Here is a 13282-nt window from a genome sequence, read left to right as displayed (position 1 = left end):
CTGCTACTCAATGTCATTTTTTTCAGCTTCTTTGTAATCAACATATGCGCGGAATAATGCTTCGCCAACGAGAAAAAACGGCGCAAAAGCGACAATTTCTTTTTTATCGCTCAATGTCACGGCCTTGCTTGTCGCATAAAGATTATGCGGTGTCAGTTGGGCGAGGACATTGTTTTTCAGATTCGTGATGGAAATAAAGGGAACACCCTTTGCGGAAAGCATTCTTGCCTGCGGGATCAGCTCAGGCGTTTCTCCGGACAGCGAAATGATGATAAACAGGTCATTCACCTTAAAATCATCCTGCATCTGGTCAAATTCATTTCTGCCCTCAATTAAAATCAGATACTTATTGAGAGGGATAAACATTCTTTGCAAATCATGGGCGCATATCTTTTGCGCCGTTCCGGACCCGTACACGAACATGCGGTCCGCTTCATCAATCAGCTGGCACATGTCCGTCATGTCCTTTGTCCTTAAAAATTTCAGGTTTGCTTCAATGTCATCCAGCAGCTTTTGAAAACTCATACTCTCGCCTTCTTCCGACTGATCTTCCCACTTCAAAAAAACGCGAAATTCACTGTAGCCGCTGAAACCAAGCTTTTGGGCAAGACGCAAAATCGAGGAACGCGATACACTGCACGCTTTCGCAAGGGCATCGATTCCAAGACGATAGCACGTGTTCTTGTGATTCAATATATATTTCAGAATATGAAAATCATTGTCATTTAATTTACTGTAATGCTGATTAATCAGTTCTTCGAGCTGCATATCAGATCCCCCCATTTTCTTTCTATTATATACAATATAGATTTCGAAAATGGGGGATTTTTCAGTTAGGAGATGCGGCTAGGGCTTTGATCAAGCTCAGGCCAGAAATCTTTATTGGCTTCCATTAAATCTTCGAGAATGAGCCTTGCCACACGGGCGTTCGGCACTGTTTTTGAGAGAATGAGCGCCTGCCATAGTTTTTGGAAGGATTTTTCCGTCCACGCCTCAACTGTCAATTTCTCAACTGATACCTGCTGCTCCATCAGTCCTTTTTGGAACTGCGGAATGTTTCCGACTGTGATCGGTTCAGGCCCGTTTGAGCCGACGATACACGGCACCTCTACCATCGCTGTCGGGTCAAAGTTTGCGATTGCGCCGTTATTTTCAACGATTAAAAGCATTCTTTCACCTGTATTGTAGGCAATGGCACGAGCCAGATCGACGATATATGACGCGTGATCGTCTATTTTGATGTCGCTGTTTTTAGAGGACTGCTCGCGTGCAATCATATCGCATTGGCTGAAAATAAAGGCTTCGCGTCCTTCCATGACTTCGTTTGCCCGCGTATGGTTCGGATTTGATTTTTTCACCATGTCATCCGGGAACAGATAATATTGTAAATACGTATTCGGCAATGTGTCTGGATCGGCGGCCTGCACGTCACGCGCTTTTGCGAACGTGTCATTCCAGCTCGCCTCCACCGCTTCGGACTCTGCGTTCGGAATATACCCGTACTGAGACACATGTTCCTTCAGCTTCGGCATTAAATCATTGCCCTCTTGATCCTGAATGGATGTCCACCAGCCGAAATGATTTAACCCGTAATACCGGACCTTCATTTCTTTTCTTGAGGACAGGCCGAGAATTTGCGCCATACGGTCTTCGATACCAACCGGCATATCACAGATGTTGAGGATTTTTGAGTTCGGTCTGAGGCGTCTCGTTGCTTCCGCCACAATCGCCGCCGGGTTGGAGTAATTCAGCATCCACGCATCTGGCGAGTATGTTTCCATGTAATCTAATATTTCAAGCACGCCGCCAATTGAACGCATACCGTATGCGATACCGCCCGGCCCGCACGTCTCCTGGCCCACAACTCCGTACTTCAGCGGAATTTGCTCATCAAGCGCGCGCATCGCGTATTTCCCTACCCTGATGTGTGCCATGACAAAATCAACGTCTGTAAAAGCTTCTTCCGGATCAGTCGTCGCTGTAAATTCAATTTCAGGTGCTTTTTCTCTGATAAAAACGTCACAGGCTCCCGCAATCCGCTCCTGTCTTTCCTTATCATTGTCATACAGCTTCAGCTTTCTGATCGGAAACTCCTCCAAATGGTCCAAGAGCATCAGAACAATCCCGGGAGTAAATGTGCTCCCTCCGCCCGCTATTACGATTGAGAATGATTTTTTCTTCATATGACGACCTCCTTGATAACGTTTACATTTTATTTATATCATGTGACAGCTTGTCTCGTAATGCTTTTGGCGCACTTAGGTCATTTGATCAGTTTTAGTTTTTTTTCCCATAGAGCGGGAAATTTCTCAATTGCTATCATGTAAGAAATTTGATTTTTTTACCTTTTTTGCACTCTCAAAGTCTCATCATCTGTGAAATTTGAGTGAATATACGCCCTTCCAGTTCTTATGAAAAGGTTCTTTTGTACGATTCGGATACATGCCGAATTATTTATAATCATTTATATAAAACATCCATTTGTGCGTTAATTTAGGAAAGGCAGGGGGACAAAAGTTGGACTCATATAAAGTCATCGAGCTTGCAAATCAGTACAGTGCAGCCGCAGAAGAGGTCAGAAGCTCAAAAATGCTCCTTGACTCCCGGTTATCTGCATTGGGCGATGCGTGGCAGGGAAAAGCAAGAGACACATTTGACCAGGATTTTGAGGAAACAAGAGCTGCCTACGACCAGTTCGAACAGGAGCTGCTTGAAACAAGCCAGGAACTTAAGGCAGCTGCCGTAAAAATAGAAGAACGAAAAGCTGAGATTGCCAGAATGGAAGAATTAGAAAGAAAAGCAAGAGAGGAAAGACATAAACTCGAGAGGTGAATAGCGTGTCAGGAAACATTGCAGTTGATCCGGATAAGCTTGAACAGCTGGCAAATGATGTGGTCACAGAATTAACTGATATGGAAAACAAATATAAGGATTTGCATGGGGAGCTGGGACAGCTGATTTTACAATGCGATCCCCGCTACAGCAGCTGTTTTTCGGGGGTCGGGGATGCTTGGAGCTCAGGAAAAGCGCTCGTCAGCAAGCTGAGTGACAATGAGATATTCATCAGAAAAACGAGCGACAAATTTGTTGAGCAAGACAATATTTTACGAAAGCTTTATAACGCTTATGACAAATATGGAACGATGACAAGCTTAACCGCCCTTATGCTGACCCAGGGAAAATACTACGGATTAGGGCTTACAAAGTTTGTGAAACAGCCAAGCGGCTTACATACTGCACGCCATTCAAACATTCTATTAGACATTTCAAGAGCAGTAGACAGCTCCCGTTATCAAAAAGCAGCCAGAGTGCTTTTGAACCCAAAATATCTGTTTAAAAAGACAAACCGACCATTTTCTGATCTGGTACATAAAAAGTTTACAAAGTACTTTCCGCAGGACACAGTGAATTTTTCAAACAGCGTAAGGAGCTATACAAGAGGATTTGTTAATGAAGCCGGCGTACGCTCAACGCTGAAGGATGTCGGAAAAACAGGCTTGAAATTCGCAAAAGGAAATGCCATTACAGCGACACTGATAACCGGAGCGACAGAAACGTTTGGAGCAGGCTTAAAGATCGCAGAAAACTACTCGAAATACGAAGACAAACCCGAAGTGCTCAAAAGGGAAAATGCAAAAGCTGTTGGCAATGCAGTGAATAACACGATTTTTATCGCTGGCGGGGCAACGGCAGGCGCAGTCGTCGGCGGTGCCGTCGGAAGTGTGTTAGGCCCTGTTGGCACAGTCATCGGCGGTACGATTGGTTCCGCTGTAGGCGGTTTTGTTGGGGAGAAAATTGCCAAATTCACATCAGGTTTCGCTGAAAAAGCAGCCATAAAGCTAAAAGAACCGATTCATGCTGTCGTTGATACAGCCAAGCAAGGCTTGGAAGCTGCCGGCAAGGTCGTAGAATCAGTGAATGACGGCATAGATGCGGCCAATAAAACAATTCATAAAGGAATGGCCAAAGCAAAGAAAACGGCGGACTCGCTTATACACGGCGCAACCCATTTCCTTAAAGGCAAACTTTCATTCGGATAGGAGAATAAATTATGAATCAGTTTACGATCAGCTTAGAAGAGCTCATATTTTGTTTTTACAGCGAAGGCTTTTTTGAACAGGGCATGTCACTGAAGCAAGCCTATTTCCCTGAAATTGAAGATGAGCAGCTCGGTTTCTTATTTGAAGCAGCCTGCCGTTCGCTTTTGGCGAAGGATGCTGTTGAATACCGGAATCATCAATACAGGTTAAAAGATGAGTACTGCCCGTTTATCCACGTATTAAATGATGCGGACTATACAGTAAAGCTTTCCAAGTTTGACGAACAAGGCAGCGAACGGAATGTTTCCTGCCACGTTTCTAAATTTGGCACCTACTCCCATGAGCTTCTTTTTGATGAGCAAGTACATAGCATAAAAAAAATGGAATCAAGTGACGGATTGCTTACAAAAGCAGCTGAGTTTTTAAATATAATAGATACCGAGGATAAAAGCGAATCTATCCTGGCTTTGACATCAAATGAATTTGAATTACTTCTGGAAGGTGCTTCCGAGACTCCCTCCTATCTGAAGGAATTCCTTGGAAAGCACGACTATCAGGAGGACATTACCCGGTTTATAAATGATTTGGCATTGCGTAAAGGAAAGCTGGATACACTGATGCGCCTGTCTTACGATAAAGATAACGCGCCGGAAGTGGATGACATGGCTTTTATCCTGCCCGGTACCCGCCATACTTGGCTTGTCACGGGTATCACGCAAAATGAATTTTCTGTCATAACAGCAAGTGTAGATATAATAAAAGATATGCTTTTTGTTAAAGAGCGATAAAGGAGAAAAACAATTGAAGAACAATGAAGTCATTAAAGTGAAAAGCAAAATGTTTTTCAGAATCTGGCTGTTTCTCGCAACTGGAGGCGCCGTGATTGCAGGTGTGTGGCTGGTGTCAGAAGCCATTACGTTCGAATCCAAATACGCTCTGCTTTATTTAGGTGGCGGATTGATGGCAATTGTCTATGGCTTGATCACATTTTCTATGGTTTTACCAGCGTTCACAAGCCGAGGAAATGTTATTTTTCGTATCAAACAAGGACCTGATGGGAAGATTTTCACAAAAAAACGCAGCGTGCCATTTGCTGAAATCAAGCGCATTTATATGGGGCGCCATCAATACAGTTTGAAAGGGATTTTCTTTGAGGATATTATCATTGAGAAGACTGACGGCAAGATCGTTCGCATTCCGACTTGGAACATCATAGCTAATCCATTATTTTTCGAAGCGGTTGAACGCTATATGCTGCCCCATATGACGGAAGAGGCGAAAAACAATTGGGTCAGCCAATTTACGGAGATTCAGCGCAGTGTGTATTTGAAGGAATTTGAAGAGAATCCGAAGCTTTAACGCGTCTCGCTCCTTTATAATGAAATACAACTGCAGTTTGAAGGGTGTGCGTGATGCTGATGACCATTCTTTTATTTCTAGCGGCGGGACTTGCTGAAATTGGCGGGGGCTATTTGATTTGGCTGTGGCTGAGAGAAGCGAAGCCCGTCGGGTACGGGGTAGCCGGGGCGCTGATCTTGATTGTGTACGGCATTCTCCCGACGTTTCAATCCTTCCCTTCCTTCGGCCGTGTATACGCCGCTTATGGAGGGGTGTTCATCGTACTAGCTGTCTTTTGGGGGTGGCTTGTCGATCGGAAAACTCCAGATCTGTATGACTGGATCGGCGCACTGATTTGTCTGATTGGCGTTTGTGTGATTCTATTTGCGCCGCGAGCATAACAAAATGGCCTGCTTATGAAAAGCGGGCCATTTTTGTTTAATCCTCTTTTAAGTTGTTCAAAAGCACTTCATGCTCCTGCTGCGGTTCATCCAGCGGATAAATTCTTGCTGTTCCGGTTTCTTCATTCACATGCTGAATGTAAATCGGCACTCCGTTGTATGTTACTTTTTTCATATCCGGTGATTCCACGATTTCTTTTGCTCTCTGTATATTCATCTCAACACCCTCCTTCACACATAACGTTTCCACTTCTTGAAAGAAGTATGCTTTATGATCCAGCGGTCATATTAAATTTTTTCAATCGTTTGTAGAAGGTGCTGCGCGGAATGCCGCTGATTTTTGCTGCTTTGGAGACGTTTCCTTTTGCTGTTTCAAGCGCATTGATGAGGATATCTTTTTGAATTTGCTCTCGGAGATTCAGCGCCTTTGTTTCAGCCCGCTTTTCTTTTACGGGGCCGATCGGCAAGCCTGACGCTTCGAGCAATAAGGAAAGCGGCTCGTCACTCAGCCTTCCGTCCGGAAATCTGATGGAAAGGCGTTCAAAAACATTAAACAGCTCGCGGATATTCCCCGGCCACTTCCATTGCTTCAGCACGTCCAAAAAGCCTGGCGGAAGCTCTCCCGGCCATCCATTTTTCTGTGTGTAGTACGCAAAGAGATCCTCAATATCTTCAAGACGGTTCCGCAGAGGAGGAAGCTGAATCGGGTAGACATGAAGGCGGTAAAACAGGTCCTCTCTGATTTTTCCGCTTTCTGCGAGTTCACGCAAATCACAATGTGTGGCAGCAATCACTCTGATATCAACTGGAATTTCCTTTGTCCCGCCAATCGGCGTAATCTTGCGTTCCTGAAGCACCCGTAAAAGCGCTACCTGCATCGAGTGGGAAATTTCTCCGATTTCATCTAGAAATAAGGTGCCATGATTCGCTTTTTGGAAGGCGCCTTTGTAGCCATTTCGTTTCGCTCCCGTAAAAGCGCCTTCTGTATAGCCGAACAGCTCGCTTTCGATTAAATCCGACGGGATCGCTCCGCAATTCACGGCTACAAACGGCCCGTGCTTACGGTCGCTGTTTTCATGTAGCGCGCGGGCCGCGACTTCCTTCCCCGTGCCGGTTTCGCCCGACAGACAAACTGTCGCATCTGCCGCGGCCGCTCGTTCGAGGCTTATGAGCATGGCTTGCGATTGCCTGCTTTGTCCGAGGACTCCATTAAATCGAAAGGCCGTTTTTTTCTTTTGTTCCGATAAATAAAAACAATTGCCGCTGTCCCCCATGGTGACCGCTTTTTCGATCGTAAAACCCCTTTCCTTCAACTCATAAAGATGCCGGCCTTGCCAATCCGGTATTGACGTTTGTATCGGTAGGCTTGCGCCGATGATGTGCTGTTTGGCATTGCAAAGCACGATCGGCACACGGGACGATGCCCTATCGGCAAAGCGGCTGAGCAGTTCAAGCTCTTTCTCCCTGCTTTTGGCTGCCAATTCTCGTTCCGCGGCATAGGCAATCGCCGTGGCAATGCCTAGCATATTTAGGGGTGTGTGCGCTGCGGGGCAAGAGATATCAATCACCCCCGCAAGACTGCCGTCCTCATAATGAATCGGTGCTGCTGAGCAATTCCAGTGATGGGAGGCGACAGAATAATGCTCTGAACCTTCAATGACAACCGGCTCGCTAATGTGAAGCGCCGTTCCGATTGCATTTGTGCCAACCGCCGTTTCCGTCCAGCACGCGCCTTCGATAAAGTTAATGCGTTTGGCTTCATGGAGCGCGCGGCGATGCCCGTCAAGCGCCAGCACCACGCCGTCCGCATCAATTAATAGCGCCATCATTTCCATTTCTTTTATTGCAGGCAGCAATTTTTCCAGGTAAGGCATTGCGGTCGACAGAAAGAATGAATGTTTGTTTGACTGCTGATCCAGCTCCGTTTGCTGCAAAACCTTCGGGCCTTTTTCCAAATAGGGGTTAACCTCAGCCTTTCTGCAGCGATGCCAGGACTCGGCTATCCTTTTTCTTATTCGGGCTTCGTCCAGCACGCCGTCCTTCACAAAACGTTTCCAGGTTTGCAAATCGTTCGGGATCGAATTCATTCCTTGATCGTTCCTCCCTTACACGCCGTTTTCATCTATTGTAGGGGAAAAGTAAAGCGCTTTCAACAATAAAAAAGCTGGCGCATTCGCCAGCTTTTCTTGTTATGCATGCACCGCAAGCCCAATTGTGCTTAACAATGCTTCGTGCAGCGTTTCCGAGAGTGTCGGATGAGCCGCGATAAAATGCTCTGCCATATCCGCCGTCATTTCACCGTTCATGATGGCAGCCGCCTGGCCGATGAGCTCGGTCACATCTGGTCCGATCATTGATACTCCGACAATTTCATTGAACTCCGGCTCAACCACGATTTTGACCTTTCCTTCTGCTTGGTGTTTGATGAGCGCCTTCCCGTTTGCGGAAAAAGGAAATTCACCAATCTGTACATCTCCGTAAACGTGTCTCGCCTGTTTTTCTGTCAATCCGATACAAGCAATTTCCGGGGATGTATAAATACATCGGGGCACATTTTTTTCGTTCATTTTGACGTTCCGTCCTGAAGCGTGTGAAGCTGCGATGATCCCTTCATGGAAAGCGGCATGAGCCAGCTGAATGCCACCGATCGCGTCCCCGCATGCGTAGATATGAGGCACATTGGTCTGCATCTGCTCATTTACGGGAATACCTTTATGGGAAAAATCAATTCCCGCCTGCTCAAGCTGTAATCCATCCAGACGAGGTTTTCTTCCAATCGCCACCAGCACATAATCGGCCTTCGTCTTAAACTCACGCTGTCCGCTTTTCCATATCGCCGTTTTGGCTGCTGGATCAACACGCTCTAACCGGGAGGAGGTATGAACTTCAACTCCGTCTTCCTCAAGCTTTTCCTGAAAGTGACGGGCGATATCCTCATCCTCTGCCGGAATCAGCTGGCCGGCTGTTTCAATGATCGTCACCTTCGTTCCAAGTCTGGCGAACAATCCGGCATACTCGCAGCCGATCACACCGCCGCCGACAATCACAAGCGAAGCGGGAATGTCTGAAAGGGCGAGTGCGTCTTTGCTATCAATCACCCATTCGCCGTCAAACGGGGCAAAGGGCAGCTCGATCGGCTCTGATCCGGTTGCGATCAATATTTGTTCCGCCTCTCTGATTTCTTTTCCGTTCTCCCCTTTGATCAAGAGCTTCTTGTCAGAAAGAAAGGAAGCCTCTCCCTTTACGACCTGTATTTGATTTTTCTTCATTAAGTACTGTACGCCTTGGACAAGCTGGCTGACAACCTGCTGTTTCCTGCTCTGCATCTTGTTCCAATCAACCGAGATTGCACCAGGCGGAAGTTCAATTCCGAAGCGCCCGGCATGTTTGATTTTATCAAGTACGTTTGCGCTTTCTAACAAAGACTTCGTCGGAATGCAGCCTTCATTCAGACAGGTTCCTCCAAGCGAGCCTTTGTCAATGAGCAGCACGTTTCTGCCCTGCTGTGCCGCTGAGACTGCAGCGGCATAGCCTGCCGGTCCCCCTCCGATAATGGCTAGTGTCATGTCGTTTTCACCTGCTTTTCCTATAAAATTAATGCTGCCGGTTCTTCCAAATATGTTTTAATCGCCTTCAGAAAGGCAGCAGCCGGAGCGCCGTCACAGACTCTGTGATCAAATGTCAGGCTGAGCGGCAGGACCGTGCTTCTGACAATTTCCTCCCCTAGATACACCGGCGTGTCATAGCTTGCTCCGATGCCGAGTATGCCTGTTTCCGGCGGATTTAATATCGGCGTGAAATGCTCCACTCCAAAAGCGCCAAGGTTTGTAATAGAGAAGGTTGAGCCTTGCAGTTCTTCGCTTCCCGCCCGTCCCTCGCGTGCTTTTTTGGCATTTTCCGAGATGGATTGAGCCAGTTCAATCAGCGATTTCTTTTCAGCATGGCGGATCACAGGCACAACCAACCCTTTTTCAAGAGCAACAGCCATTCCAAGATGAACATGAGGATGTGTGATAATGCGCTCATTTTTGTAGAAGCTGTTCAGCATAGGATGTGATTGGAGAGCGAGCACCGCAGCTCTTGAGACAAAATGAGTCATCGTTAATTTCGTGCCGTGCCGTTCCTCTGCTGTCGGTGCAAGCTGTTTTTGAAGCGCTGCCAGCTTAGTGATATCAGCCTTCATTGTAATCGTCAGCTGGGCGCTGTTTGCCAAGCTTTCCTGCATTCTGGACGCGATCACTTTTCTCATGCCTGTAACCGGCGTTTCCTGCGCCTTTTGGTCGGATACTGGCTCAGCCTGTTCTCTTTTTTGTTCAGAAAGCGCCTTTGTGACATCATCCTTCACGATTCGTCCGCCCGGTCCCGTGCCCTTCAGATTTTTCAGGTCTAACCCTGCTTTTTCCGCTATTTTTCTGGCGACTGGAGAGATTTTCAGTCTATCTTTTTTAGTGTTTGCGGGTTTGTTTTCATGTTTAGGAGGCTGGGGAACTGCTTGCCTGCTTGCTTCAGCGGCTGGCTCTTCCGTTTCTTCCTGCACCGATTCATCGGCATCCCCGATGTAGCAGATGGCCGTACCGGGCGGAACCTCTTCCCCTTCTTTCACCTTGATATCAATGAGCGTGCCCTTTTCTGGCGCCTCAATTTCCATTTCAATTTTTTCCGACTGAATGCTGGCGATGCTTTCTCCTTTTTCAACCGGATCTCCCACTTTTTTGTTCCAAATCGATACTTCTCCTTGTTTCATGGCCATTCCCAACTTTGGCATCACTACTTTGACCGCCATATGTGTCCCCCCTTTAATTCACTGCCGGCTCGCCAAGCAATTCAAGCGTGACGCTGACGATTTTATCTGGTGTCGGCAAATATTGATCTTCAAGCACTGGCGAAAACGGCACAGGTGTGTGCGGCGCTGTAATCCGCTTAATCGGCGCATCGAGCAGATCAAAGCCTTTGTCGGCCACAATCGCGGCAATATCTGTCGCTATGCTGCATCGCGGGTTGGCTTCGTCCACGATGATCAGCCGGTTTGTTTTTTCTAATGATGTGAAAATCGCGTCCTCATCCAGAGGAGACAGACTGCGGGGATCGAGTACCTCGGCTTCGATGCCTTTTTCTGATAATTGTGCTGCCGCTTCGAGTGCGGTATTGACCTGCTTGCCGATCGCAAACAGCGTGATGTCGCTGCCCTCGCGTTTGATGTCCGCTTTTCCAAGCGGGATTGTATAATACTCTTCCGGCACTTCGCCTTTCATGTTGTAGGACGTTTTGTCTTCAAAAAAGAACACCGGATCGTTGTCTTCGATTGCCGCAAGCAGCAGGCCTTTGGCGTCATACGGATTCGATGGAACAACCGTCTTCAGCCCCGGAATGCTTGTGAAAAGGCCGTACAGCGCCTGGGAGTGCTGTGCCGCAGCCCGGAAACCCGCTCCGTATGTGGTGCGGACGGTAATTGGCACTTGCGCTTTTCCGCCGAACATATAGCGGAATTTTGCCCCTTGGTTGATGACCTGGTCAAAGCACGTACCGATGAAGTCGTTAAACATCAGCTCCGCAATCGGTCTCAGCCCTGTGGATGCCGCAGCCATAGCGGCGCCCATATAGCCCGCTTCAGAAATAGGCGTATCCAGCACCCTGCTCCGTCCAAATTCCTGAACGAGCCCTTTGGTGACGCCTAATACGCCGCCCCATGCTTCATCGTCCTGCAAATGATCGACTGCCGCTCCTCCGGCTACATCCTCACCGATCAACAGCACATTTTCGTCCCTTCTCATCGCAAGTTTCATCGCCTCATTGATCGCGTCTGACATGCTTATGACTCTTGCCATCTTACATTCCTCCTTTTTCATATGAGACATATACATCTGTCAGCAGCTCTGATTCTTTCGGATATGGGCTGTCTTGGCTGAAGGAGACTGCTTTTTCAATCGATTCATTCACGCTTTGTTCAATGTCTGCCAGTTTTTTTTCATCCGTCTCTTTTAACAGATAGTTTTTAAAGCCTTGAATGGCGTCCTTTTCTTCAAGGTGCTCAGCTCTTTCATCCTTTGTTTTATAGGTTTGGGCATCTCCTTCGAAATGGCCGTAGTTTCGGTAGGTCATGCATTCAATCAAAGACGGGCCTCCGCCATTTCTTGCTCGTTCAATTGCTTCCTCCGCTGCCTGGTAAACTGCTAAAATATCTTTTCCGTCCACGGTTACTCCCGGCATGTTATAGGCAGCTGCCCGATCAGCGATTGAATCACAGGCTGACGCGTACTCAAATGGCGTGGCTTCGCCGTAGCCATTGTTTTCAGCAATAAACACAACTGGAAGGTTCCATACAGCCGCTAAGTTGAGGCCTTCATGAAAGGTTCCTTGGTTATTTGCTCCGTCTCCGAAAAAGCAAACGCTTACATTTTTAGTCTGTTTATATTTAGCCGTGAGCGCTGACCCGCATGCGAGCGTAAACCCGCCCCCGACGATTCCATTTGCCCCCAACATGCCTTTATCGAGATCAGCAATGTGCATCGATCCGCCTTTGCCTTTACAAAGCCCGGTCGCTTTCCCGAAAATTTCAGCCATCATGCCGTTCAGATCACAGCCCTTGGCGATACAATGGCCATGCCCTCTGTGTGTGCTTGTAATGCTGTCGCCATCATCTAAGTGAGCGCACACGCCTACAGCTACCGCTTCTTCACCAGCATACAAATGGACGAATCCGGGAAGCACTCCCTCTGCGAACAGTTCATGCACTTTGTCCTCAAAGCCCCTGATTTCCAGCATCTTTTGGTACATCCACAGCGCTTTTTCCTCAGTTAATGACAAGCCTTCTCGTTTTAACAGTTCCATTGTGTGTGCCTCCTTCTATTTAGGGTTCACGATAATAAATGCAAGAAGTGTGCCAATCTTTGGAGCCCGTAAAATCAGTCTTCTCGTCTTCACATCGGAGACAGTTTGAGACGGGTGTCTCGTTTTGTCTCATACTGATTCATTTGTATCAATTTACAGATGCAAAAAAGACCGGATATCACCCGGCCTTTGACAATGTTCGACGTATTCATTTCCTTGGAAATTTTTTAACTTCCCAGTTCCTCTGCATCGTTTGACTGAATCACTGCTTTTGAAAGAAAATCAATTGAATATTGCGGAACCGCTTTTTTCAGATCTGCTTCGATTGCCTTCGATGCTACTTCATTTACATGCTTTGCTACTGATTCGGTATACGCTTCTTCAATCCCATCGCACGTTACTTTAGGATGGAGAAATCCCTTCGTACACATTGGGTAGCGATGAGATTGGGCGTTTGCTTGGAATACATATTCAGAGGTTTTAGCGTTATATACCCCATTCGTGATCTTCATTTCTTTTTAGGATAGGTTTGTTTCACATAAGAGACAAGCTTCTGCTCTGCGGCATTTTTCGTAAATGGATCACCGAACCATACATGGTAGATGTATAGTCCGCTTCCGAATACCGCAATGGCAAGCAAGCCAAACACAAGTTTTTTTATGTTCACACTCTTTT

At 47.0% G+C, this 13282-nt stretch carries 13 protein-coding genes and 1 pseudogene; 5 read left to right on the top strand and 9 right to left on the bottom strand.

The window, feature by feature from the left end:
* Positions 1 to 3: 3 nt before the first annotated feature.
* A complete protein-coding gene (locus LJF29_RS13000) occupies positions 4 to 768 on the bottom strand; it encodes a MurR/RpiR family transcriptional regulator (protein ID WP_010333426.1) in 765 nt (254 codons plus the stop codon).
* A 65-nt stretch (positions 769 to 833) separates the two neighbouring features.
* Positions 834 to 2183, bottom strand: a complete 1350-nt coding sequence (glvA, locus tag LJF29_RS12995; protein ID WP_168747224.1) for a maltose-6'-phosphate glucosidase — start codon at positions 2181 to 2183, stop codon at positions 834 to 836.
* A 334-nt stretch (positions 2184 to 2517) separates the two neighbouring features.
* Here glvA and LJF29_RS12990 point away from each other — a divergent pair, with 334 nt between their 5' ends.
* From LJF29_RS12990 to LJF29_RS12970, 5 genes are read left to right on the top strand one after another with little or no spacing between them, the layout of a single operon-like run.
* Complete coding sequence (locus LJF29_RS12990) at positions 2518 to 2832, top strand: WXG100 family type VII secretion target (RefSeq protein WP_229148952.1); 315 nt, start codon at positions 2518 to 2520, stop codon at positions 2830 to 2832.
* Positions 2833 to 2837: 5 nt separating this feature from the next.
* Entirely contained in the window at positions 2838 to 4040 is a 1203-nt protein-coding gene (locus LJF29_RS12985; protein WP_229148950.1) for a hypothetical protein, read from the top strand.
* Between the two features lie 11 nt (positions 4041 to 4051).
* Positions 4052 to 4828 (top strand): hypothetical protein, encoded by a 777-nt coding sequence (locus LJF29_RS12980; RefSeq protein WP_229148948.1) that lies wholly within the window; start codon positions 4052 to 4054, stop codon positions 4826 to 4828.
* Positions 4829 to 4841: 13 nt separating this feature from the next.
* A complete protein-coding gene (locus LJF29_RS12975) occupies positions 4842 to 5399 on the top strand; it encodes a YfjD family protein (RefSeq protein ID WP_229148946.1) in 558 nt (185 codons plus the stop codon).
* A gap of 50 nt (positions 5400 to 5449) precedes the next feature.
* Positions 5450 to 5779 carry a YnfA family protein gene (locus LJF29_RS12970; protein WP_081720824.1) on the top strand — a complete coding sequence of 110 codons (330 nt, stop codon included), beginning with the start codon at positions 5450 to 5452 and terminating at the stop codon, positions 5777 to 5779.
* Between the two features lie 37 nt (positions 5780 to 5816).
* Here LJF29_RS12970 and LJF29_RS12965 read toward each other — a convergent pair whose 3' ends face one another.
* From LJF29_RS12965 to LJF29_RS12935, 7 genes and pseudogenes are all read right to left on the bottom strand, one after another.
* The gene (locus tag LJF29_RS12965) at positions 5817 to 5996 is read right to left on the bottom strand and encodes a small acid-soluble spore protein H (protein WP_010333419.1); all 180 of its coding nucleotides are present in this window, start codon (positions 5994 to 5996) and stop codon (positions 5817 to 5819) included.
* A 52-nt stretch (positions 5997 to 6048) separates the two neighbouring features.
* Positions 6049 to 7866: a sigma-54-dependent Fis family transcriptional regulator gene (locus tag LJF29_RS12960; protein WP_229148945.1), complete on the bottom strand. Its 1818-nt coding sequence runs from the start codon at positions 7864 to 7866 to the stop codon at positions 6049 to 6051.
* Positions 7867 to 7968: 102 nt separating this feature from the next.
* Entirely contained in the window at positions 7969 to 9345 is a 1377-nt protein-coding gene (gene lpdA, locus LJF29_RS12955; protein ID WP_229148943.1) for a dihydrolipoyl dehydrogenase, read from the bottom strand.
* Between the two features lie 20 nt (positions 9346 to 9365).
* Positions 9366 to 10562 (bottom strand): dihydrolipoamide acetyltransferase family protein, encoded by a 1197-nt coding sequence (locus LJF29_RS12950; protein WP_229148941.1) that lies wholly within the window; start codon positions 10560 to 10562, stop codon positions 9366 to 9368.
* Positions 10563 to 10575: 13 nt separating this feature from the next.
* Positions 10576 to 11604, bottom strand: a complete 1029-nt coding sequence (acoB, locus tag LJF29_RS12945) for an acetoin:2,6-dichlorophenolindophenol oxidoreductase subunit beta (protein ID WP_010333415.1) — start codon at positions 11602 to 11604, stop codon at positions 10576 to 10578.
* Between the two features lies 1 nt (position 11605).
* Positions 11606 to 12607 carry an acetoin:2,6-dichlorophenolindophenol oxidoreductase subunit alpha gene (gene acoA, locus LJF29_RS12940; protein WP_088116745.1) on the bottom strand — a complete coding sequence of 334 codons (1002 nt, stop codon included), beginning with the start codon at positions 12605 to 12607 and terminating at the stop codon, positions 11606 to 11608.
* Between the two features lie 290 nt (positions 12608 to 12897).
* A pseudogene (locus tag LJF29_RS12935) lies at positions 12898 to 13268 on the bottom strand (hypothetical protein); the annotation flags it as partial.
* Positions 13269 to 13282 lie beyond the last annotated feature (14 nt).

Origin of the sequence: Bacillus sp. LBG-1-113 (assembly GCF_020708615.1) — a bacterium.
GTDB lineage: Bacteria > Bacillota > Bacilli > Bacillales > Bacillaceae > Bacillus > Bacillus mojavensis.
This window is presented reverse-complemented; position numbering and strand designations above follow the sequence as displayed.

Bases quoted from the DNA above. Each gene is read 5' to 3' on its own strand.
- LJF29_RS13000 (WP_010333426.1), bottom strand. From the start codon at position 768: ATGCAGCTCGAAGAACTGATTAATCAGCATTACAGTAAATTAAATGAC.
- glvA (WP_168747224.1), bottom strand. From the start codon at position 2,183: ATGAAGAAAAAATCATTCTCAATCGTAATAGCGGGCGGAGGGAGCACA.
- LJF29_RS12980 (WP_229148948.1), top strand. From the start codon at position 4,052: ATGAATCAGTTTACGATCAGCTTAGAAGAGCTCATATTTTGTTTTTAC.
- LJF29_RS12965 (WP_010333419.1), bottom strand. From the start codon at position 5,996: ATGAATATACAGAGAGCAAAAGAAATCGTGGAATCACCGGATATGAAA.
- LJF29_RS12960 (WP_229148945.1), bottom strand. From the start codon at position 7,866: ATGAATTCGATCCCGAACGATTTGCAAACCTGGAAACGTTTTGTGAAG.
- lpdA (WP_229148943.1), bottom strand. From the start codon at position 9,345: ATGACACTAGCCATTATCGGAGGGGGACCGGCAGGCTATGCCGCTGCA.
- LJF29_RS12950 (WP_229148941.1), bottom strand. From the start codon at position 10,562: ATGGCGGTCAAAGTAGTGATGCCAAAGTTGGGAATGGCCATGAAACAA.
- acoB (WP_010333415.1), bottom strand. From the start codon at position 11,604: ATGGCAAGAGTCATAAGCATGTCAGACGCGATCAATGAGGCGATGAAA.
- acoA (WP_088116745.1), bottom strand. From the start codon at position 12,607: ATGGAACTGTTAAAACGAGAAGGCTTGTCATTAACTGAGGAAAAAGCG.